The 21,982-nt window shown below is 73.0% G+C and carries 20 protein-coding genes; 3 read left to right on the top strand and 17 right to left on the bottom strand.

The window, feature by feature from the left end; all coding sequences use genetic code 11:
• The first annotated feature begins 404 nt into the window (after nt 1–404).
• Nucleotides 405–890, top strand: coding sequence for a hypothetical protein (locus tag AC156L_RS40705; RefSeq protein WP_330873945.1), 486 nt, complete (start codon nt 405–407; stop codon nt 888–890).
• Nucleotides 891–1,427: 537 nt separating this feature from the next.
• On the opposite strand, the gene AC156L_RS40710 is transcribed toward AC156L_RS40705, so the two are convergent.
• A complete protein-coding gene (locus AC156L_RS40710) occupies nt 1,428–3,113 on the bottom strand; it encodes a carbohydrate-binding module family 20 domain-containing protein (protein WP_330873946.1) in 1,686 nt (561 codons plus the stop codon).
• A gap of 183 nt (nt 3,114–3,296) precedes the next feature.
• On the opposite strand from AC156L_RS40710, the gene AC156L_RS40715 reads away from it, so the two are divergent.
• Nucleotides 3,297–4,286, top strand: coding sequence for a LacI family DNA-binding transcriptional regulator (locus AC156L_RS40715; protein WP_330873947.1), 990 nt, complete (start codon nt 3,297–3,299; stop codon nt 4,284–4,286).
• 153 nt (nt 4,287–4,439) lie between these two features.
• Here the strand turns inward: AC156L_RS40715 and AC156L_RS40720 are convergent, their stop codons facing one another.
• The 15 genes from AC156L_RS40720 to AC156L_RS40790 all read right to left on the bottom strand — a co-directional run bounded on the left by AC156L_RS40720 (nt 4,440) and on the right by AC156L_RS40790 (nt 20,401).
• Complete coding sequence (locus AC156L_RS40720; RefSeq protein WP_330873966.1) at nt 4,440–5,441, bottom strand: LacI family DNA-binding transcriptional regulator; 1,002 nt, start codon at nt 5,439–5,441, stop codon at nt 4,440–4,442.
• 374 nt (nt 5,442–5,815) lie between these two features.
• Entirely contained in the window at nt 5,816–6,367 is a 552-nt protein-coding gene (locus AC156L_RS40725; protein WP_330873948.1) for a GNAT family N-acetyltransferase, read from the bottom strand.
• Nucleotides 6,364–7,848 carry an ABC transporter ATP-binding protein gene (locus AC156L_RS40730; RefSeq protein ID WP_330873949.1) on the bottom strand — a complete coding sequence of 495 codons (1,485 nt, stop codon included), beginning with the start codon at nt 7,846–7,848 and terminating at the stop codon, nt 6,364–6,366. Before AC156L_RS40730 ends, AC156L_RS40725 begins: the two co-directional genes overlap by 4 nt.
• The gene (locus tag AC156L_RS40735) at nt 7,845–8,621 is read right to left on the bottom strand and encodes an ABC transporter permease (protein ID WP_330873950.1); all 777 of its coding nucleotides are present in this window, start codon (nt 8,619–8,621) and stop codon (nt 7,845–7,847) included. The genes AC156L_RS40730 and AC156L_RS40735 overlap by 4 nt, the downstream gene beginning before the upstream one ends.
• Nucleotides 8,618–9,568: an ABC transporter permease gene (locus AC156L_RS40740; protein ID WP_330873951.1), complete on the bottom strand. Its 951-nt coding sequence runs from the start codon at nt 9,566–9,568 to the stop codon at nt 8,618–8,620. Before AC156L_RS40740 ends, AC156L_RS40735 begins: the two co-directional genes overlap by 4 nt.
• On the bottom strand, nt 9,565–11,097 hold the full coding sequence (locus AC156L_RS40745; RefSeq protein ID WP_330873952.1) for an ABC transporter substrate-binding protein: 1,533 nt from the start codon (nt 11,095–11,097) through the stop codon (nt 9,565–9,567). The genes AC156L_RS40740 and AC156L_RS40745 overlap by 4 nt, the downstream gene beginning before the upstream one ends.
• Entirely contained in the window at nt 11,094–11,882 is a 789-nt protein-coding gene (locus AC156L_RS40750) for a class I SAM-dependent methyltransferase (protein ID WP_330873953.1), read from the bottom strand. The genes AC156L_RS40745 and AC156L_RS40750 overlap by 4 nt, the downstream gene beginning before the upstream one ends.
• On the bottom strand, nt 11,879–13,066 hold the full coding sequence (locus AC156L_RS40755) for an MFS transporter (RefSeq protein ID WP_330873954.1): 1,188 nt from the start codon (nt 13,064–13,066) through the stop codon (nt 11,879–11,881). The genes AC156L_RS40750 and AC156L_RS40755 overlap by 4 nt, the downstream gene beginning before the upstream one ends.
• Entirely contained in the window at nt 13,063–14,082 is a 1,020-nt protein-coding gene (locus AC156L_RS40760) for an enolase C-terminal domain-like protein (RefSeq protein WP_330873955.1), read from the bottom strand. The genes AC156L_RS40755 and AC156L_RS40760 overlap by 4 nt, the downstream gene beginning before the upstream one ends.
• Nucleotides 14,079–15,140 (bottom strand): PLP-dependent cysteine synthase family protein, encoded by a 1,062-nt coding sequence (locus tag AC156L_RS40765; RefSeq protein WP_330873956.1) that lies wholly within the window; start codon nt 15,138–15,140, stop codon nt 14,079–14,081. The genes AC156L_RS40760 and AC156L_RS40765 overlap by 4 nt, the downstream gene beginning before the upstream one ends.
• On the bottom strand, nt 15,137–15,970 hold the full coding sequence (locus tag AC156L_RS40770) for a Rossmann-like domain-containing protein (protein WP_330873957.1): 834 nt from the start codon (nt 15,968–15,970) through the stop codon (nt 15,137–15,139). The genes AC156L_RS40765 and AC156L_RS40770 overlap by 4 nt, the downstream gene beginning before the upstream one ends.
• A complete protein-coding gene (locus AC156L_RS40775) occupies nt 15,967–17,229 on the bottom strand; it encodes an ATP-grasp domain-containing protein (RefSeq protein WP_330873958.1) in 1,263 nt (420 codons plus the stop codon). The genes AC156L_RS40770 and AC156L_RS40775 overlap by 4 nt, the downstream gene beginning before the upstream one ends.
• Before the next feature lie 260 nt (nt 17,230–17,489).
• On the bottom strand, nt 17,490–18,356 hold the full coding sequence (locus AC156L_RS40780) for an SAM-dependent methyltransferase (protein ID WP_330873959.1): 867 nt from the start codon (nt 18,354–18,356) through the stop codon (nt 17,490–17,492).
• A complete protein-coding gene (locus AC156L_RS40785) occupies nt 18,335–18,964 on the bottom strand; it encodes a cysteine hydrolase family protein (RefSeq protein WP_330873960.1) in 630 nt (209 codons plus the stop codon). Before AC156L_RS40785 ends, AC156L_RS40780 begins: the two co-directional genes overlap by 22 nt.
• Nucleotides 18,965–19,222: 258 nt before the next feature.
• Nucleotides 19,223–20,401: an MFS transporter gene (locus tag AC156L_RS40790; protein WP_330873961.1), complete on the bottom strand. Its 1,179-nt coding sequence runs from the start codon at nt 20,399–20,401 to the stop codon at nt 19,223–19,225.
• A 59-nt stretch (nt 20,402–20,460) separates the two neighbouring features.
• Between AC156L_RS40790 and AC156L_RS40795 the strand changes: the two genes are divergently transcribed.
• Nucleotides 20,461–21,402, top strand: coding sequence for an ArsR/SmtB family transcription factor (locus AC156L_RS40795; RefSeq protein WP_330873962.1), 942 nt, complete (start codon nt 20,461–20,463; stop codon nt 21,400–21,402).
• Between the two features lie 51 nt (nt 21,403–21,453).
• On the opposite strand, the gene AC156L_RS40800 is transcribed toward AC156L_RS40795, so the two are convergent.
• Nucleotides 21,454–21,843 (bottom strand): hypothetical protein, encoded by a 390-nt coding sequence (locus AC156L_RS40800; protein ID WP_330873963.1) that lies wholly within the window; start codon nt 21,841–21,843, stop codon nt 21,454–21,456.
• Between the last annotated feature and the right edge of the window lie 139 nt (nt 21,844–21,982).

Genomic DNA, 21,982 nt, shown 5'->3' on the forward strand with positions numbered 1-21,982 from the left:
CTGTGCGGGTGCGCGCGCTGCCGCGGGTGCGGTGCCTGTGCGGGGTGTGCGGTTCCCGGAAGTCGTTCGAGTGGGGCGTCGAGGTGCTCGTGGCGGAGCCGGTGGCTTTCCGCATGAATGCGTACTCCGGTTTCGCCGCTGGGCCGGTGCGAGAGGCGGTGTCGGATTGCTGGCCTTTGTTGGATTCGGTGAACTCGGCGGTGGTGGAGCGGGACGGTGTGCGGTCCGATGATCCGCGGTGGGGGCGGAGGCTGTGGTGGGAGCGGTCGTCGGGGGTGCTCCACCTCGGCGGTTGGTGCTCGGTGACGATGGGTTTGGTGGATTTTCCATTGGGGCGAGTTCGGTGGTCAGGATCGCTCGTTTGGACGGCGTGAGGGTGGCGTTGTGGGCGGCACCCTGGGGGGATGACCGCTGGCTCGGACGATGAACGGTCGGTGATCCGGCGCGTTCAGCGCGATCGCGTTGTGCTCGGGGTCGCCGTCGGGTTCATGGCGCTCGGTGCTCTGCTGGGTGTCGCGGGCACGGTGGGGGTATTCGTCGACGGCCTCGGTGATTCCGGGTTCGGGCAGTGGCCGGTGTTGGCCGCCGTTGGGTCTTTCATCACCGTTGGGGTCGGGGTGCTGCTGCACTTCTCCATGAGGAAGGCGTTCGGGGGGCGTGGAGGGGAGGAGGTCGGGCATCGTGACCGGTGGAGCCGTGCTGTGATCCGGGGTGGGCAAGGGGTCATGGTGGGCGGGTGTTTGTTGGTGGTGAACGGGTTCGCCGGGTTCTTCGGGCATTGGATCGTCAATGGGGGAACGGTGGGGGTTTCGCCGTGGGTGTTGGTCAGCATGGTGTTGGGGGCTTTGTTGTTGATCGTCGGGCGGATGGTTGTCGGGTTGATGGAGTAGGTGGCTGTTGGTCCCCAGGGATGGTTGAGTTCCTTCGGATCGGGTGGCTGCTGGCCCGGTCGGATCGGGTAGCTGTCAGTCCCGTCGGATCGGGTAATCACAAGTCCCAGGGGATCGGGTAACCGCCAGTCCCGGCCTGGGTGGCCGATTTGATTCGGGCACCCCTCGATTCGCCCCTGTGATCGGGCTCAAGGGCAGGTGGTGTCACCCTGCCCGATCTACTGTTGTAAGGAGTAAATCCCCCGAGTGAAATCGGCCACGGGTTTCGGGAAAGACGTTGGCTCTTGTGCGGTGGTTGGCGGGCTTAGTGCACTGTGCCGTTTTTCCGTGCCAGGCTGCTGTTTCCGCTCTGTTGCGGGGGGTTGGTTCGTCTTGGATTCTGCTCAGGGGGAGGTTGAGGTCTGCTGCTACCTCGTTGTTGGTCCGGCTGTTCCCTGACGTCCGCAGGGAGGTGCGCGGCGAGGGCTCCGCGAACGTGACCAGGGGTGAGGCGGTGACCTCGTCCGTCGGAGGGGGACGGACGAGGTCACCGGGCCGTCAGTTCCGCCAGGTGTCGTTCAGGGTGGCGGGGGAGGTGGCGGTGCGGTTCGCCCCGCTCTCCCACGTCACGGCGCCGTTCGACTCCTTGCGGAGGTACTTGTACTGGAACGCGGTGCCCTCGGGCAGCGACACCGACGCCTTCCACACCGGGTAGGTCGCCGGGGACAGCGCGACGGCCGCCGCGGGGTTCCACGAGCCCAGCGCCGCGTGGTCACCGACGACGAAGACGTTCTGCCCCACCGTGGTCGCGGCGTTGACCGCGAACGCGGCCGAGCCGGTGCCGGGCTGCGGATCGGTGCCGCCGGTCGCGCCGACGTGCAGCGCGATGGCCTCGCCCGCGCCGACCGTCGCGGTGAACTGGCCGTTGGAGCCGACCGCGTAGGACGCCGTGCAGCCGTCGCGCTGGACGTCGCAGTAGGTGCCCGCGGGCAGCGACGTCTGGAAGGTGCGGGTGAGCGCCGAGGACTCCTTGTTGATGGCGACGAAACCCCGGTTGCCCCGGCTGAACGCGATGGCGTTGTTGCCGTTGTCCCACCAGTTCGCGACGGCCGTGCCCGCCACCGCGTTGCGGAAGCCGACCATGTTGGCGATCTGCGGCCACTTGTGCTGGCACTTCCAGCCGTTGCTGTAGCACTGGGCCGCGGCGGGCGGGCCCGCGTCGTTGTCGGAGAACTCGTAGCCCGAGTACACCTGCGGCGCGCCGTAGGGCCAGGCCAGCATGAACACGTTCGCCAGGGTGTAGGTGGAGCCGTTCTTGTAGTTCAGGGTGGAGCCGTTGCGCTCGGTGTCCCAGTTGTCCACGAACGGCCTGGCCTGGTTGCCGGGGAGGTAGCCCCACGACTGGCCGAAGTTGGTGAGGTAGGCCAGTTTCTCGGTGGTGAAGACGCGCTTCACGTCGTAGGCGTAGCGGAACTCGTCCACGTCGCCGGACCCGGTGTACTCGCCCGGCTGGACGGCCTCGCCCGCGCCGTAGATCACCTCGTGCACCCAGAAGACGTTCGGGTTGCTGAGCCTGGACTTGATGGCCGACATGTCCGCGGCGGCGATGTGCTTGGCCGCGTCGATCCGGAAGCCGTCCACGCCCATCGAGATGAGGTTGTTCAGGTAGGCCGCGATGGTGCCCCGGACGTGGTCGCTGCCGGTGTTCAGGTCCGACAGGCCGACCAGTTCGCAGTTCTGCACGTTGTCGCGGTTGCGGTAGTCGTTGATCTGGCTGCGGCAGGAGTGGAAGTCCTGGTCGCCGTAGTAGCCGGGGTAGTTGTACTTCGAGTGGTTCGTGCCGCCGGTCCCGGTGCCCGAGCCCGCCGACATGTGGTTCACCACCGCGTCGGCGATGACCTTCACGCCCGCGGCGTGGCAGGTGTTGACCATGTTCCGGAACTGGGCCTCGGTGCCGAGCCGTCCGGCGATCCGGTAGCTGACCGGCTGGTAGGAGGTCCACCACTGGCCGCCCTGGATGTGCTCGGACGCGGGGGAGACCTCGACGAACCCGTACCCCTCGGGGCCGAGGACGGTCGTGCACTCGGTGGCGACGCGGTCGAACGACCACTGGAACAGGGTCGCGGTCACGTCCTTGGCGCCCGGTGGGGTCGCCTGGGCGGCGGGGGTGGCCGCCGGGATGAGCATCGCGCTGGTGAGCAGGGCCGCCACGACGAGCACGGCCCTGCGAGCTGAGGGGACCACGGTGTCTCCTTGCTGTGCAGGGTGTGCTCTACGTCATACCAGTTGCACGAGTTTCTGAAAACGTCTGCAAACACTTTCGGCAGGTTCGGCGGCACGGACTCGGCGGTGCGGACCAACGACCCCGTACCTCCCGGCACCGCCGATCATGACCGGCGGGCTCGCGCGCCCGTAGAGTCACCGGGTGTGACAGCTCGGCTCAGTGACATCGCTACCCAGGCAGGCGTCAGCGAGGCGACCGTCAGCCGGGTGATCAACGGCAAGGCGGGCGTCTCGTCCTCGACCCGGCAGGCCGTCGTGGCCGCGATGGACGTCCTCGGCTTCGAACGGCCACCCAAGCTGCGGCAACGCAGCCAGGGGCTCATCGGACTGATCATCCCGGAGTTGACGAACCCGATCTTCCCGATGTTCGCGCAGGTCATCGAGCAGATGCTCACCAGGGACGGCTACACGCCCGTCCTGTGCACGCAGACCCCCGGCGGCTCGTCGGAGGACCAGTTGACCGAACTGCTCGTCGACCACGGCGTGACGGGCATCGTGTTCGTCGCGGGCCTGCACGCCGACACGACCGCCGACATGGACCGGTACGTGAAGCTCGCGGGCCGCCGGGTGCCGTTCGTGATGGTCAACGGGTACACCGACAAGGTGTCCGCGCCGTTCGTCTCCGTCGACCACCGCTCCGCCGCCCGCCTCGCCGTGTCCCACCTGGTAGAACTCGGCCACGAACGGATCGGCCTCGCCGTCGGCCCGCCCCGGTACGTCCCGACCCAGCGCATGGTCGAGGGCTTCACCCTCGCCCGACCGGCGGCCGAGCTGGTGGTGGAGCACTCGCTGTACACGGTCGAGGGCGGCCAGGCGGCGGGCACCGCGCTGCTGGACCAGGGCTGCACGGCCGTGGTGTGCGGCAGCGACCTGATGGCGTTCGGCGCCATCCGCGCGGCCCGCCACCGCGGCCTGCACGTGCCGCGGGACGTGTCCGTCGTCGGGTTCGACGACTCACCGCTCATCGTCTTCGCCGACCCGCCGCTGACCACGCTGCGTCAACCCGTGGACGCGATGGGCCAGGCGGCCGTGCGCGCGTTGATGGAGGAGATCGGCGGTACCCCGGCCCCGCACGCGGAGTTCGTGTTCCAGCCGGAGCTGGTGGTGCGCGGGTCGACCGGCGCCCGGCGCTAGACCGTCGAGGAGAACGCCCGCACCGTCCACGGGGGACGCCTCCGGCAGCTCGTGCGGAACGGGCACCGCGAACGCCGCGGTGGCCGCCCCGTCGTCCCGCCGCGGACGACCTCCGGTCGCGCTCGTGGCGCGACGTCCTCGGACGGGTGCTGCTCAGGCGCGCGCGGTGCTGTCGCGCACGGTCAGCCGGGGGGCGAGCAGACGGGTCTCCGCGCCGGTGTGGCCGCCCAGGCTGCGGACGGTCATCTCCACGGCGAGCGCGCCGACCTCGTCGGCCGGGATCGCGACCGTGGTGAGGGCGACCGGGTGGTTCTCGGCCATGCTGTCCGGGCAGACCGCGACGACCGACACGTCCTGCGGCACCCGGCGGCCCCGGTGGCGCAGGTCCGAGAGCACGGCGGGCAGCACGGCCTCGTTGTGCACCACCAGACCCGTGACGTCGGGGTGCTGTGCGAACAGATCGTCCAGGCCCGAGCTGACCGCCTCGTAGGAGTGCCTGCACGACCGCGGCACGGCCTTCACGCCGCGGGCGCGGGCCGCGTCGGTGAAGCCGCGCAGGAACCGGGCCGCGTAGCTGGTGCCGCGCCGGTAGACGGCGGGCGAGGGCCCGACCAGCGCGATCGAGCGGTGGCCGAGGTCGGCCAGGTGCGCGACGCACACCGCGCCCGCCGCCGTGAAGTCCAGGTCCACGCACGGCAGCCCGCAGGGGGAGTCCGGCGCGCCGATCAGGACCACCGGCCGGTCGAGCGCGAGCAGCATCGGCACGCGCGGGTCGTCGCTCTCGACGTCCATGACGATGAGCGCGTCGGCCAGGGCCGAGGACGCGACCCGTTGCAGCGCGGCGGGCCCCTCGTCCTTGGTGAGCAGCAGGACGTCGTGGTCGTGGTCGCGCGCCGCCTTCACGACCGAGGCGACGAACTGCATCACCACGGCCACGTTGAGGTCGGTGCGCAGCGGGACGACCAGCGCCAGCACGCTGGTCTTGCTGCTGGCCAGCGCGCGCGCCCCGGCGTGCGGGTGGTAGCCGAGCCTGCGGATGCTCTCCTCGACGAGCCTCTTCGTCTTCGGCGAGATGGAGCGCTTGCCGCTGATCACGTACGAGACCGTGCTGGGCGCGACGCCCGCCGAACGGGCGACCTCGTGGATCGTGACCATGGCGTGCTCCTCGTCGTCGAAGCGCATCGATTTTCTGTGAAGGTAAGTGAAATCGCAGATTCGCACAACCTTTCTAGCGCATTCGGCGAGCATTCGACTGTCGAATTCGTCGAACGCCCAGGTAGTTTCCGATTCAGTGGCTCCTGTGCAGTTCAGCGGCCTGTGAATGGCTTGCTCCGAATGCTGCTTGCCCCCTGTTCGGCGCCGGTGCAATAGTGCTGGGCGGGTCTGTTTTGATTTCGTCGAACCGATTCGACGAAAGATCTTCCGGGATGACGGGACGTCGTGCGGAAGCGTGGCCCGGTCGAGCCGACCCGGTGCCTCCGGGAACACCGGGCGGGTCGACTCGGTGCCCGACCGGGTCCCTGGGCGCGCTACCGGCCCAGCGGGATCTCGAAGTGCACGGTCTGGAAGCTGATCGGGTCGCCGTCGCGGTTGTCGTAGACCTCGGTGGCCGCCGACCGCCAGAACGGCTCGGCGCCCTCGATCCGCGTGTCGGTGTGCAGGTACAGCCGCTCGTAGCTCGGGGTGTCGGCCACGAACCGCGTCGCCAGCGCCACGAGGGCCCTCGCCAGGCCGCACCGGCGGTGCTCGGGCCGCACGTAGACGCGGAACAGCTGCGCGGTCGGGCCGGCCGGGTAGCGCTCCGCGAGCCACGCCGGGTGCGGCGGGCTCGACGGTGCCGTGGAGCGGACTCCGGTGGTGGCCACGACCTCGTCGCCCTTGGTCGCCACGAACAGCGCGTGCCGCTCGGGCACCAGGTACGACCCGGCCAGGTCGACCACGTCGGCGTGCCACTCGGGCCGGTAGCCGTAGCCGAACTCGTGGTAGAAGGTGTCCAGCATGACGCCGCGCGCGCCCGGCAGGTCGGCCTCGGTCGCGAGCCTGACCTCGTAGGGTCCGACCTCGCGGTGGTAGGTGGTCACGTCCGCTTCTCCTCTGTTCCTTCGACGGCACTGCCGAGCAGGCCGGTGGTCACCGGGTGGGTGGGGGAGCCGAGCACGTCGCGCGCCGGTCCCGATTCGACGACGCGGCCCTCGTGCAGCACCGCGACGCGGTCCGCGAGCCGGGCGACGACGCCGAGGTCGTGGCTGACCAGCACGAGCGCGCAGCCGTGCGCGGCGCGCAGGTCGGCGAGCTGGTCCAGCAGCGCGGCCCGCGTCAGGGTGTCCAGGCCCGAGGTGACCTCGTCGCAGACCAGCACGTCGGGCCGGGCGAGCAGGGCGCGGACGAGCGCGGCGCGCTGGAGTTCGCCGCCGGACAGGCTCGCCGGTCGGCGCACCGCGGTGCGCTCGTCCAGGCCCACCGCGGCCAGCTCCGCGAGCGCGGCGTCCCGAGCGTCCGGTGTGGACGATCCGCGCAGCCGCACGGCGGTGCGGGCGACCTGGTCGAGCACGCTCCGGTGCTCGTCGAAGGACGCCCGCGCGTCCTGGAACACGTACTGCACGGCGGCCAGGTCGGTGGTGCCGCGGCGGCGCAGCGACCGGGCCAGGTGCCTGCCGTCCAGCAGCACGTCCCCGGTGCGGTGCTCGTGCAGCCCGGCGACGCACCGCGCGAGGGTGGTCTTGCCGCTGCCGGACCGCCCGACGACGGCGAGGCACTCGCCCGCGCCGACCGCGACGTCCACGCCGTGCAGCACGGTCGTCCGGCGGTGGCGCGCGGTCAGGTCGCGCACCTCCAGCCGCGCGGGCCGGTCCGCGGTCTCGTCGGGCACGCCCAGCCGCGGCTGGGCGGCGACGAGCGCCCGCGTGTACTCCTGGCGGGGCCGGGTCAGCACGTCGGCCGCCGCACCCGCCTCCACGACCCGGCCCTCGCGCAGCACCACGACCTCGTCGGCCAGCGCGCGGACCACGTCGAGGTCGTGCGTGAGCAGCACGACGGCGACGCCCTGGGCGACGACCGCCGCGAGTTCGTCCACGACCTCCGCGCGGGTGATCGGGTCCTGACCCGTGGTGGGCTCGTCGGCCACCAGCACCGCCGGGTCGCCGACCAGCGCCAGCGCGAGCACGACCCGCTGCTGCTGGCCGCCGGAGAGCTGGTGCGGGAAGCGGCGCAGCAGGTCGGCGGGCACCCGTGCCCGCCGCAGGGCCGGGGCGATCAGGTGCGCGCCGCCGTGCAGCGCGGCGACCTCGCGGAACACGCCGCCGATCCGCCGGACCGGGTTGAGGGCGGACGACGGGTGCTGCGGCACGAAGGCGACCCGCCCGGTCACCGAGACCCGCCCGGTCACGGCGACGCCCGGCGCGTGCTCGCCGAGCAGCGCCAGACCGGTGGTGGTCTTGCCGCTGCCGGACGCGCCGACCAGCGCCAGCACCCGGCCCGCCGACAGGGCGAAGCTCACGCCGTCCAGCAGCGTGCGCCGCCCGGCGACGGCCCGCAGGTCCTCCACGTGCACCACGGGCGTCACGCCGCGACCTCCGAACGGGCTCGCAGGGCGCGGTCGAACACGAGGTTGAGCCCGATCGACAGCGCCACGATCAGCAGCGCGGGCACGACGACGGCCCACGGCTGGAGGAACAGGCCGCCGCGGTTGCGGTCGACCATGACGGCCCAGTCCGCCGCGTCGGGCGGCACGCCGACGCCGAGGAAGCTGGCCGAGGCCACCAGGTACAGCGCGCTGGTCAGCCGGGTGCCCACGTCGGCGGCGACCGTGCGCAGCATCGACCGTCCCGTGTAGACGATGGACGTGCGCCACCACGACTCGCCCTGGAGGCGCATGGCCTCCAGCGCGGGCCGCCCGGCGATCTCCAGCGCCGCGGCGCGGGACAGCCGGGCCACGTCCGGGAAGTTGACCAGCACGACGACCCCGACCAGCACCGGGAGGCCCTGGCCCGCGATGGCCGCCACCAGGATCAGCACCAGCAGCGACGGCACGGCGAGCAGCAGGTCGAGCGGACGCATCAGCAGCTCGTCGACCGGCCGGAGCCGGGACGTCGCCGCGAGCACACCCCACGGCACGCCGACCGCGTACGACCCGAGCGTCGCCAGCAGCGCGACCAGCACGACGGTCTGCCCGCCCGCGAGCACCTGGTGCCACACGTCGCGCCCGACGAAGTCCGTGCCCAGCGGGTGGGCCGTCGTGAACGGCGCGCCCCGCGTCAGCTCGTCGGGCAGGAACAGCGGTCCGAGCAGCGCGAGCGCGAGCGGGACCGCGATGAGCAGACCTCCGACCGCCCTCACGCGAGGCCCGCCGATCGGGGGGCCAGGCGGAAGGCGATCAGGTCGGCGAGCAGGTTCACCAGCACCGTCGTGACGGCGAAGACGACCGCGAGCCCCTGCACCACCGGCAGGTCGCGGCCCGCGACGGCGTCGACCAGCGCGGTGCCCAGACCGGGGATCACGAAGACCGCCTCCACGACGATCACGCCGCCCAGCAGCCAGTCCGTGGTGCGCGCGACCTGCTGAACCGCCGGGGCCAGCGCGTTCGGCAGGGCGTGCGCGAACCGGAGCCGCGTCACGCCGATGCCGAGCCTGCGGGCGTGCCGCACGTGGTCCGACGCCAGCGCGTCGATCATGCCGGCCCGCACCAGCCTGCTGATGGAGCAGATCGGCCTGGCCAGCAGCACCACGAGCGGCAGCACCAGCATCTCCGGGTGGGCGAGGAGGTTCCCGCCCGCGCCGACGGCCGTGGGCGGCAGCCACCGGAGCTGGACGCCGAACAGCGCGATCAGGACGACGGCCAGCGCGAACTCCGGGATCGAGTGCAGCCCGACGCTGATCGACGTGAGCACCCGGTCGAGCGCACCGCCCTCGCGCAGCGCCGCCAGCACGCCGACCCCCACAGCGACCGGGACGAGCAGGACGAGGGTGAGCACGGCGAGCACCGCCGTCGGTCCGAGGCCGTCGAGCAGGAACTCCGCGACCGGGCGACCGGAGACCAGCGAGACGCCGAGGTCCAGCCGGGGCAGGCCCAGCAGCCACGTCCACCAGCGCTCCAGCGCGGGCCGGTCGAGCCCCATCGCCGCCCGGATCTCCTCGATCCGCCGCGGGTCCGGGTTGTCGCCCGCCAGCGCGACGGCCGCGTCCCCCGGCAGCGCCCGCACGAGCAGGAACACCAGCGTGGCCACGGCGAGCACCTGGAGGACGCCGAGGCCGAGCCGCCGGGTGGCGTACCGGCGCAGGCTCACCCCAGCCACACCCGGTCGAACCGCGCCCAGTCCAGGGAGTTGGCGGGCGCGGTCGCGACACCGCCGACGTTCGGCGACGTGCCGACGATCCAGTCGGCGAAGCCCCACATCAGGTACCCGCCCTGCGCGTGCAGGGAACCCTGCATCTCCCGGTACACCGCGCCGCGCTCCTCCGCGTCCACGGTGGACACGGCCTTCCGGTAGAGCGCGTCGAACTCGGGGCGGGCCCACTTCGTCACGTTCGTGCCGGAGTCGGACAGCAGCCGCTGCGCGATGTGCGTCTCGATCGGCATGGCGCCGGACCGGAAGCTCGACAGGGAGCCGTTCTTCAGCGTGTCCGACCAGTAGCTGTCCTTGTTGCCCGTGACGACCTCGATGGTCAGGCCCGACCCCTTGGCCTGGTCGGCGAACACCGTCGCCGCCTCGACCATCCCGGCCGCCGCCGTGGACGTGTCGAGCGTGACCCTCAGGCCCTCCGCGCCCGCCTTGCGGATCAGGAACCTCGCCCTGTCCAGGTCGCGGGCGCGCTGCGGGATGTCGTCGGCGTAGTGCTCGTAGCCCTTGCCGAACAGGTCGTTGCCGACCTGCCCGCTGCCGCCGAGGACCGCCTCCACCAGTTGCGGCCGGTCGGCCAGCAGGAACATCGCCTCGCGCAGGTCGGGGTTGTCGAACGGCGCCCGGTCGAGCTTCATGGCGAACGACTGCACGGCGCTGTTGGGGGAGCGGTGCAGCACCATCCGGTCGCTGCCGGTGTTGGCGCGCGCGGTGGTGGGCGTGAGGTCGTGCGCGTACTCGACCTGCCCGCCGAGCAGCGCGTTGGCGCGCGCCGATTCCTCGTTGGCGATCACGAACTCCAGCTCGTCCAGGTGCGGCGCGCCCTCCCAGTGGTCCGGGTTCCGCGTGAGCAGCACCGACTTGCCCGGCGCGAACGACTCGAAGCGGAACGGTCCCGAGCCGACGGGCCGGGTGAAGTCCTCCGCCCCCTCCGGCACGATGTAGGTCCCGAACGCCGCCAGGGCGTTGGGGAACTCGATGAACGGCCGTTGCAGCGCGAACTCCACGGTCCGGTCGTCCACGGCCCTGCTGTTCGGGAGGTCGATCAGCGCCAGGCTCGACTTCGCGCGGAACGTCCGCCGGGGGTCGAGGATGCGGGCGTAGCTGGCCAGCACGTCCTGCGCGCGCACCGGCTTCCCGTCGTGGAACACGGCTTCCCGCAGGGTGATGCGCCAGCGCAGGAGGTCGGCGCTGGGCTCCCAGCGCTCCGCGAGCCTGGGCTGGGCCGACACGTCCTGGCCGAGGTCGGCGAGCTTGTCGAACACCGCCTTCGACCGCGCGGCCTCGACGAACAGGTTGGCCAGGTGCGGGTCCAGCACCTCCTTGGCGCCACCGCCCGCGAACGCCGCGCGCAGCCTGCCGCCCCGGCGCGGACCGGCCGCGGCGGGGGAGGGTGCGTCGGTGGCGCAGCCGGTGAGCGTGGCGGCGGACAGTCCGGCGGTCAGCCCGAGGAAACCCCGGCGGGTGAGGGTCATGGATGGGTCCTTCCGGTGAGGCGGGCCACGACGTGCAGGCGGTCGCCGGACAGCGGCGTGGTCAGGTCGGCATCGGGTGTCCACGGCTCGTCCGTGCGCGGGCCCGGCCGGTCGAACAGCGCCAGCACCTCGAACCCGGCGAGGTCGAGCAGGTGGCGCAGCTCTTGGGGGAACAGCAGCCGCCACGCCGAGCGCTGCACCAGCGGCTCGGCCCGGCCCGGCCACTCCCAGGTGCGGCGGCGGCGCAGGAGCTGGTCGGCGTGGTCGATCCACAGCTCGGTGTGCGAGGTGTACGGCACGTCCCGCCAGGTGACGGTCCTGGTGCGGACGCCGTCGAGCAGCTCGGTGCCGCCGAGGAAGAACGCGCCGTTGCGCATCTCGGCGACGAGCAGGCCGCCGGGCGCGAGGTGCTCGCGGCAGCGGGTCAGGAACGCGTCGAGGTCGGCGTTGGTGTGGTTGTACAGCAGCGCGCTGTCCAGGCAGGTGAGCACGTCGAACCGCCTGCCCAGCGCGAACGTCCGCATGTCGCCGAGCACGAACTCCGCCTCGGGGTGGTGCGCCCGCGCGTGCTCGACCATCCGTTCCGAGCTGTCGAGCCCGACGACCCGGTAGCCCGTGCGCGCGAGGTGTCCCGCGTCGCGGCCCGTGCCGGAGCCGACGTCGAGCAGGTGCCGTCCGCCGTCGAAGCGGGTGACGAGGTCGTGGACGAAGCGCGCGGCGAGGTGGTCGGGGTCGGGGAACTGGTGTTCGTACAGCTCGGGGTTGTCCGTGAGCAGGTTCGTCATCGCGCCACCTCCGGTCGGGTGAGGGCTCCTCGTCGGTGCAGCCGGGCGACACCGGCCGCGCCGCCGAGCCCGATCGCCACGCACAGCGGTGACGTGAGCCATCCCGCCGCGCCGATGGTCCAGCCGATCACCGCGTTGGCGACCGCCGCCACCACGCCGGAGGCGAGGTAGAACATGCCGAAGTAGGTGCCGGTCAGCTCGTCCCGGCCGAACCGGGGGACCAGCTCGTAGACGAACGGCTGGGCCGCCATCACGCCGACCGACAGCAGCAGCGTCGCGACCAGCACCGGCACGACGCCCTCCGCCACGGCGGTGGCGGTGAACCCCGTCCCCATGACCGCCAGACCGAGCGCGATGGCGTTGCCCCGCGCCACCCTGGCGGACAGCACGCGGGTGATCCGCACCTGGAGCAGCAGGGTGGCGACCGTCGACACCAGGAAGATCAGCGCGACGACGCCCGACGACCCGGTGGCGCGCTGGGCCTGGAGCGGCAGCACGAGGTAGAGCTGGTTCTGGAGCGCGAACATGCCGGTCAGCGCGAGGGTGAACGCGACGAACCGGCGGTTCGCCAGGCACTCGCGCCAGTCGCCGAGCACCGTGGCGCCGCGCCGCGCGGTCACCGGCCGGGCGGGCAGCACGACCGCCTGGGCGACGGTGAGCACGAGGAAGACCCCGGCGGCTACCAGCGCCGCGACCCGGAAGTCCCACAGCAGCAACGCGCTCCCCAGCACGGGCCCGACCAGCGCGCCCGCCTGACCGAACACGTTGAACAGCGCGAACGCCTCCGCCCTGGTCTCCTCGGGCGTCTCCACGGCGATGTGCGCGCGCACGGCCGGGTTGAACAGCGCGCCGGCGAGTCCGCTGAGGACGGACGCGGCCAGCAGCACCGCCACCGACTCGCCCACCGCGAACAGGCCGAACCCGACCGCCCGCAGCGCGCAGCCCGCGATGATCACCCGGCGCGGCCCGAGCCGGTCGGACGCCGTGCCGCCGAGCAGGAACAGCCCCTGCTGGCTGAGCGTGCGCACCCCCAGCACCACCCCGATCGTCGCCGTGGACAGGCCGAGACCGCCGCCGAGGTACGTGGCCAGGTAGGGGATCAGCAGGTAGAAGCCCGTGTTCACGCCGAACTGGTTGACCAGCAGCAGGCGGACGGACACCGGGAAGCCCCGCAGCGCGGTCATCGCGGTGCCACGCCGAGACCGGGGGAACCGGACAGGCGGAGGGTGCCGTCCTCGCCGCCGATGCCGGTCCACGGGTCGTCGGCGAGCAGGAGGTGGCCGTCCAGGTCGACCCACCGGGCGTGCCCGGTGAGGTGCACGGCGGGCGCGATGCCCAGCGAACTGGCGACCAGGCAGCCCAGCATCACGTCCAGGCCGTGCTCGCGGGCGACGGAGATGATCTCCAGCGCGGGCCCGATCCCGCCGCACTTGGCCAGCTTGACGTTCACGCCGTCCACGACGCCCGCCAGCGCGCGCACGTCGGCCGCGGTCGCCGCGTCCTCGTCGGCGATCAGCGGCACGGGGCACCGGTCGTGCACCCAGGCGAGACGGGCCGGATCACCCGGAGCGACGGGCTGTTCGAGCGCGTCCACCACGACGCCTGCGGCCGTGAGCCGCTCGACCACCCGCACGGTGCGCTCGGGCGTCCACCCGCCGTTGGCGTCGAGCAGCAACCGGGTCTCCGGCGCGGCGGCCCGGACCGCGGTCACCACCGCGACGTCGTCCTCGGCGCCGAGCTTGACCTTGAGCAGGGAGAAACCCCTGGCGGCCAACGCCGCCGCCGCGGCGGCGGCGGATCCGGGGTCGGTGATGCCGATCGTGCACGCCGTCGGCACGTCGGTCCACAGCGGAACCCCGGCCAAGGCGTGCACGGGAACCCCGCCGCCGTGGCCGATGACGTCGTGCAGGGCGGCGTCGACCGCCGCCAGCACACCCGGCGGGAGGTCGAAGCCCGGCAGGTCGGCGAGCAGCGCCTCCGGCGAGGAGCACTCGGCGGCCACCGCCCGGAACTCCTCCAGCAGCAAGGTGATCCGCTCGACGTCGAGGTCGTGGAAGACGCTCGTCACGACCTCGCCGTGACCGCGGAGCCCGTCGTGCTCGACGACCACCTGGACCGCGTCCCGGCGGGCCATGACCGACCGCGAGATGCGCAGGGGAGTCCGCAGGGTGAGGCCGCGCACCGTCCAGTCGAGCCTCACGCGGGCACCCCGACGGCCAGGCGCGGGTCGACCACGGACCGGCAGCGCGCCCAGCCGCTGACCTCGACCGCGTCGGCGTGGCCGATCTCCATCGGCCGGTCGGCGGCGGGGCCCAGGAGGCCGCGGCCCGCGCAGAAGTCGTCGTCGAAGATCGTGCCGAGGTAGCGGTGCGGGCCGTCCGGGAAGATCGTCACGACGCTGGCCCCGGTCTCCACCCGCGACACCCAGGCGGCCACCAGCGCCACCGCGCCGGTGCTCCAGCCACCGGACACGAAGCAGTCCCTCGCCAGGCGGCGGCACGCGTCCACGACCTCCACGGGTCCGAGCCAGTGCACCTCGTCGAACTCGGCGTAGGCCACGTTGCGCGGGTGGATGCTGCTGCCGAGCCCGCGCATCACCCGTGACCGCGCGGGCTGGCCGAAGATGGTCGACCCCACCGCGTCCACGCCGACCAGCCGGACGTCCGGCCAGTAGCGGCGCAGCGTCGAGATGACGCCCGCGCTGTGCCCGCCGGTGCCCACGCTGCACACCAGGACGTCCACGTGGTCGAGCTGCTCGGCCAGTTCCGCGGCCAGCCCGGCGTACCCGCTCGGGTTGTCGGGGTTGTTGTACTGGTCCGGCCAGTACGCGCCGGGCAGGTCGCCGAGCACCGACCGCAGCCGGTCGAGCCTGGCCTGCTGCCAGCCCCCGGTCTCGTGCGGGCGGTCGACCACCTCCAGCCGGGCCCCGTGCGCGCGCAGCAGGGCCCGCATCGACGGCTCCAGCTCGTCGTCCACCACGAGCACCACGGGGTGGCCGAGCACCTGGCAGGCGAACGCGAGGCCGATGCCGAACGTGCCGCTGGTCGACTCCACGACCACCGCCCCCGGCCGCAGCTCACCGCGTTCGCGGGCCGCCAGCAGCATCGACACGGCGGGCCTCGCCTTCATGCCGCCCGCGCTCAACCCTTCGAGCTTCGCCCAGAAACCGCCGTGCCGGTGGGGGAGCGGCGTGTCGATCCGGACCACCGGGGTCTTGCCGAGCAGGTCGAGCAGGTGGGTGTTCCGGCGTGGTGTCACGACGTGTGCTCCCGCCGGTACTGGAAGACGGTCGTCGGGCCGCCGTCGAGCCAGAAGAACGGGTAGGGCTCGGCGGACACGGCGGACAGGCCCGCGCCCAGGAACCACGGCAGGACCGCGCTGGCCGTCTGCGCGAACGCGACGACGGGTCGTCCGGCCAGGGACGCCGTGCGCAGCAGGGGTTCGAAGCTGCCGTTGCCGACGGCCATGCCGGACACGAGCACGAGGTCGCAGTGCTCCACGGCGGCCAGCGCGTCGGTGACGACCGGCTCGTCCCACTCCGTCCGGCCGCCCTTGAGGTCGCACGGCACGTACCGCAGGCCGCGGGCGCGCAGGTGGTGCAGCAGCGAGTTCACCACGCCGACCACCAGCACCCGGCTGCCCGGTGGGGCGTCGAGCAGGTCGACCACGGCCGACGCGCGCGCCAGCGACTTCTCCAGCGACGTGCCCCCGGCCACGACGACCGGGCGCGCGCCGGAGCGCTCGTGCGGGTGGGCGCTCATCAGGTACGCGTCGAGCGCGGCGGTCCGGATGGCGGGGCTGGGGTGGGCGAGCAGGTCCGCGGCGGAGGCGCCCACGCAGTCGTGCACGTCGGCGTCGGCGAGTTCCCCCGGTTCGACCGCGCACGACCCGACGGCCCGCTCGATCCGCAGGCTCACCACGGTGTTGCGGTAGGACCGGTCCCTGGACGCGTGCCGCGCGCCCTGGCTCGTGGTGAAGGCGACGCTGACCGCGCACGACGCCGGGTCGGGGCCGAGCGCCCCGGCCCGGACCAGCTCGGTCAGGTCGGCGACGGAGGAGACGGGCTGGTGGGTCGACCGCACGGTCACGCCCGCTCCTCCGCGTACCGCACGGAGAGCCCGGCCACGGCGCGCTCGGCCCTCGCCCGCGCGCCCGCGCCGTCGACGTCGGTCACCACCACGTGGCCGAGGTAGGTGTTGTTGCTGGTCGGGTCGCCCGCGCGGTGGCCGCTCGGCTTGAGCGCCCAGTCCACGACACCGGACTCCCGCCCGAGCGCCTCGGCTCCGTCGATCCCGGCGAGCAGCCCCGCGCGCGGCGGCAGCAGGAACGAGATGGCGGCGCTGCGCACCCCGGTGGCAGCCGGGGTCAGCGCGGGCCGTTCGCCGACCGCGAGCTGCGCGAACACGGCGGGCAGGTCGATCCCCGTCACCCGGCGGACCAGTTCGGTGATCTGGTTGCCCGCCGGTCGGGGGTTCACCTCGATCAGCCTCGGCCCGTCCTCGGTCAGCTTGACCTCGGTGTGCGCCACCGCGTTGTCCAGGCCCAGCGCGCCGATCGCCGCGACGGCCGTGGCCACGGCGGCGTCCCGGTCGGCGGCGTCCAGGTCGGCCGGGAACATGTGCCCGCTCTCGACGAACCACGGCTCGCCCGCGAGGCTCTTGTCCGTCACGCCGACCACGTGCGTCACGCCGTCGTGCGTCACCGTCTCGACGCTCACCTCGGGGCCGGTCAGAAGCTCTTCGAGCAGCACCGACGGCACGCGCGGCTGGCTGCGGGCGTTGACCGGGAACGCCTCCAGCGCCAGGAACGCCTCGCGGAGCTGGGTCTCGTCGGCGACCTTGCGCACGTGCATCCCGCCGCAGAGGTCGACCGGCTTCACCACGAGCGGGTAGCCCAGCCCGGACGCCGCCTTCGCCGTCGCCGACCAGCCCTCGGCCAGCTCGTACCGCGGACCGGGCACGCGCGCGTCGCGCAGGGCGGCCCTGGTGAAGTCCTTGCGGTAGGCGCGTTCCACGGCCCGCGGGTCGGGGCCCGGCAGGCCGAGGTGGGCGGCGACCTCGGCGACGGTCGACAGGTAGTAGTCGCACGAGGTGATCACCCCGTCGAACCGCAGCACCTCGTGCACGCGTTCGACGTAGGCCAGCAGGGCGGGCACGTCGTTGGTCTCGGCGGTGAGCACGTTCTCCGCCGCCAGCAGGGGGTGGGGGCCCGCACCCGGCGCCGAGCGCAGGTAGTGGTGCAGGTCGCGGGTGAGGAACGTGAAGCGGTGCCCGGTCTCGCGGATGGCTCTGGGCAGCAGCGAGCTCATCGCCCCGACCCAGCTCTCGATCATCAGCAGGTGCGCCACGCAATCCCCTTCTCCGGCGGCTGGCCAGTGGGCGGCCACGGAGGGGAATGGTAATCATTGTCAGTAGATCGGCGAACCACCGTTCAGGTGATGTGGCACACGATGTCGATCATGCATGGATCGGCGGTGACGGGGAGCCCGCGGGCATCCGGCCGACCGCGGCGGTGGTCGACGTGCGTCCGTCACCGCCGCGGTGCCGTCCGGAGGCTTCCGGCCTCAGTGGACACCCACCGCGGTCCCGAGACCGCGGTGGCGCGGGCTCAGTGCGAGAGCTTCTCCGCGAACACCCACCTGTTGCCCGACAGCGGGTCCCCCGGTTCGGGGCGCGGGCCCCGACCGTGGTGGTCGGTGAAGTCGTACGGCGTGTGGTCCGAAGTGGACCAACCGCGCGCGGTCAGCTCGCCCGCCGAGTCCGGTCGGGGGCCGCCGTCGAACAGCGCCAGCAGGTCGAGGCCGATCTGCCTGCGGGCCGAGGCGTACAGGCGGTCGTCGTGGACGTCCGGCAGCTCCCTGGCGAGCTTGGCCTCGAACGCCGCGGAACTGCCCGGCGCGCTCAGCCGGTCGACGGACGAGACCAGCTCCTCCTCGGTCGTCCGGGGGAGGAACAGCAGGACGCCCTCGGCCAGCCAGGCCGTCGGCAGGGCCGGGTTGAAGCCCGACCGCGCCAACGCGCCCGTCCAGTCGTCGCGCAGGTCGACCGCGACCGCCTTCCTGGCGAGCTTCGGCGTCGCGCGCAGACCGTCGAGCACCTCGTGCTTGAAGTCCAGGACGCCCTCGCGGTCGACCTCGAACAGCGCCACGCCGGGCGGCCAGTCGAGCCGGAACGCCCGCGAGTCCAGGCCCGCGCCCAGCAGCACCACCTGCCGGGCCCCCGCACGGGTCGACCGCAGCAGGTGGTCGTCGAACACCCTCGTCCGCAGCCCGAAGTACCGCGCCAGCCGCCCCCACAGCGGGTTCGCGTCCCCGTCCGGCACGTCCCACTCGCGGACGGGCCAGCCCTCGGAGGCCTTCGCCGCGCGCACGAAGTGCTCGGCGTAGAGGTCCGTCGCCAGGCTGTCACCGCGGTGCGTCTCGATCGCCCGCGCCGCCGCGACCATGAGCGCCGTCAGGCCGACGCCGTCCTCCACGCCCGGATGCCGATGCTCGGTGCCGACCACTCGTCCCCCTCGTCCGCGAAGAGCTGTTCGTGCGTGGTGGTGCGAGCGCCGTAGACGACGCTCATGAACCGCAGGATCTCCTCGTCCGGGAGGTGCATGCTCGTCGTGCAGTCCGTCAGGACCGTGACGTCGAAACCCTTCTGGAACGCCGTCCGCGCGGTCGAGTCGACGCACACGTCGGTGTAGAGGCCCGCGAACACGAGGTGCCCGATGTCGCGCTCCACCAGGTGCTCCTCGAACCCGTCGCAGAGGAACGCGTCGAAGCACGCCCGCTTCGTGAAGACCCGTTCGCCCGGCGCGGGCGAGACCTTGTGGAACTCCGCGCCGCGCGAGCCCTCCACGCACCTCGGCCGCCTGCGGAGCGCCTGCTCCCGCCACCGGCCCGTGGTGCGCCGCGCGTCGCCGAGGTACCGGACGAACACGACCTCCGTGCCGTGCTCCCGCGCCGCGTCGACGGCCCGCGCGGCGTTCGTCGTCACCTCGTCCAGCTCCTCCGGGGTGCCGCGGTAGCGCGCCGCGACGGCCGGTCCGGTGCAGAAGTCGTTCTGGAGGTCCACGACGACCAGGGCGGTCCTCACGACCCCACCACCGCTCCCCGGTCGGCGGCCAGTCCGATTCGATCGGCAGCGGTGCGCATTGATTCGCCAACCTCTTTCCGGATCAGGAATGACAAAACGAAGATTGCCGGTGCATTCACAAGTGCGTCGTTCGGTCGTCCGTCAGATCGTTGCACGCCTGTCGGAAAAGCAATCCTCAGTCACCGAAAAGGATGAACCAGCCCCGAAGAGGTGAGTGGTGGAAGGCCCCGGTCACTCCGCGCCACCGCCGTTCGGTCCTCACCGGTCGACCGCGACGGCGGTCCGCGCCGGGAAGTCCCGGAATTCCCGCACGGTCAACGGTGCCACCGCGGACACCGCGCAGACGACCCCGCAGACGAGGGTGACCGGTCCGGCGCCCCAGACGGCCGCCGCGGGGCCGACCAGCAGGAGGCTGAGCGGGATGGCGGCGAACGACAGCAGGTCGTCGTAGGACGCCACCCGCGACAGGACCCCGGCGGGCACGTGCCGCTGGAGCGCGGTGTCCCACAGGACGCCCCAGGTCGCGAACCCCAGCGCGCTCAGGAACGCGCACGCGACCAGTGCCGGGACCGGGGCCCCGGTGCCCAGCGCGAGCAGCGGGAGCGCGCCGGTCGCGGCGGCCAGCGCCCCGGTGCGCAGCGGGCGGCGCGGCGCGAGCCGGTAGAGGACCAGGCTCATCGCGAGCAGGCCGACCGCGCGCACGCTGAGCACGACGCCCCAGGCCACCGGACCGGTGAGCGCGGGCCCGAGCACCTGCCACGCGCCGACGTTGGCGAGGTTGAACAGGGAGAACCAGAGCGCCGCCGTCCACACCCACCGCCTCGACCGGAACTCGTGCCAGCCGTCGCGCAGGTCCGGCAGGAGGCTCCCGCCCGCCGGGGACCGCCTGGCGGGCAGCCGGGTCAGCAGGGCGGCGGCGACCAGGAACGACAGCGCGTCCACGGCGATGGCCCAGCCGCCGTTGGCGACCGCCGCGACGACCCCGGCCGCTGCGGGGCCGACGATCCGCGCGGCGTGGCGGGCCGACGCGAGCAGCGAGTTCGCCCGGTGCAGGTCGGCGGGCGGGACGAGGTCGGGGACGATGCCGCGCAGCGCGGGGGAGGCGAACGACTCCGCCACCCCGTTCACCAGCGCCAGCGCCGACACCACGAGCAGCGAGTAGCGGCCGGTGAGCAGCACGGCCGCCACCCCGGCCTGCGCGAGGCCCGCGACCAGGTTCGCGACGACGAGTACCGTCCTGCGGGAGAAGCGGTCCGCGACCGCGCCGCCCACGAGCAGCAGCGCCAGGTGCGGCCCGAAGCTCGCGGCCAGCACGATCCCGAGGTCGGAGGGCCGCCCGGAGGCACCGAGGACGCCGAACGCCAGCGCCACCGTCGACATCGACGTGCCGAGGTGCGAGACGGTGCGGGCGACGAGGAAGGTGTGGAAGCCGATCACCGCTGAAGGATGGTGAGCCGACCACGACGACCGCCATTGCTGCGGCGAAAGGCGCAACCATGACCCTGCTCCGCCTGAGCCCCACCGGCCTGGCCCGGTCGCGCTTCGCCCTGTCGCCGCTCGCCGAGACGGTGGGGCAGCTGATCGCGTTCCAGCGCACCGGGACGTCGAGCGCCTACCGCGAGTGGACCGCCCGCGACCCCGTCGCCGCCGGCCTGCTCGGGCTCGTGGCGACGACGAAGTGGTTCCCCGACTTCGTCGGCGTCCCGCCGACCGGCGGTGTGGACACCGCGCTGGACGGGGAACTCGCCGAGGTCGCCGCCTTCTCCGACGACGACGTGCGCCGGACCCTGCGCGACACCGTGGCGGCGAGCGCGGCCCGGCGCGACCCGGACTGGCTGCCGTCCGGCGACCTCGCGCCCCGGATCGCCGAGGTCTTCGAGGAGGGCTGGCGGCGGTTCGTCCTGCCGACCTGGCCGCGCCGCCGCGCCGTGCTGGAGCGCGAGATCACCCACCGCTCCGGGCTGCTGGCCGCGCACGGCTGGCAGCGCGCCGTCACGGGCATGACCCGGCGGTCGACCTGGGTCGGGCCCGACGCGATCCGGTTCAGCGACCAGCGGTACTCCGACCGCGACATCGGCGACCAGGGGCTGCTGTTCGTGCCCTACACGGCCCGGCAGGGCTCGTGGACGTGCGAGCACCCGCCCCGCTACGCCCTCGTCTACCCGGCGCGCGGCGCGGCGGCCGCCCTGGAACCCACGCCGACGGACCCGCTGTCCGTGCTGCTCGGCCCCGGCCGCGCCCGCGTGGTCGCCGAACTCGCCCGACCCGCGACCAGCACCCAGCTCGCCGCCGCGCTCGACCTGTCGCTGGGCACGGTCAGCGGTCACCTCGCGGTGCTCCGCGACGCGGGGGTGGTCACCCGGTCACGGGTCGGGCGAGGGGTGTTCTACCGGCTCACCGAGCGGGGTGAGGCGTTGCTCGGCCTGCCCTCGGTCTGACGCCCCGGCGTCCGGCGGACGCGACGGACGCGGGTGCCGGGGCGTGCGGGGTCAGGGGGTCAGCGCGGCCCGCACCTTGGCGATCATCTCGTCCTCCGCGGGGGCCACCTGGCCGTCGGCGGTGGCCACCTCCTCGCAGATCGCGATCATCGCGGCCGGGAACGCCTCGGCCTCGGCCGGTGCCTTCGCGGTGAGGATCTTCATGGAGGCGGTGAGCGCGTCGAGGACGGCGGTCTCCAGGTCGGCGTCCGTGCCCTCCGGCAGGCGGACGCGGGAGGCGCCGAGGACCTCGCGCAGCTCGCGAGAGAGGTTGACCATCGCCTTGAGGCCCGCGAAGCGCTCCTCGACCACCGGGCCGGGGTCGGCGTGCGACACGAGCACCATCGCGCCGTACACGGCCCTGCGCAGGGTCCGGCTTTCCACGTCCGTGTAGAAAATCATGCGGTCACCCTAGAACGTGCGGCTGAGCGGCTCGCCGGGGACGTGGCGAACGGGTGCCGCGACCCCCGGCCGGTGACCGGGCGGACCCGCGAGCGGCCGACGTGCCGACGACGTCGCTCTGCGGTCCCTTGTGGACGGT

Source organism: Umezawaea sp., assembly GCF_057122925.1.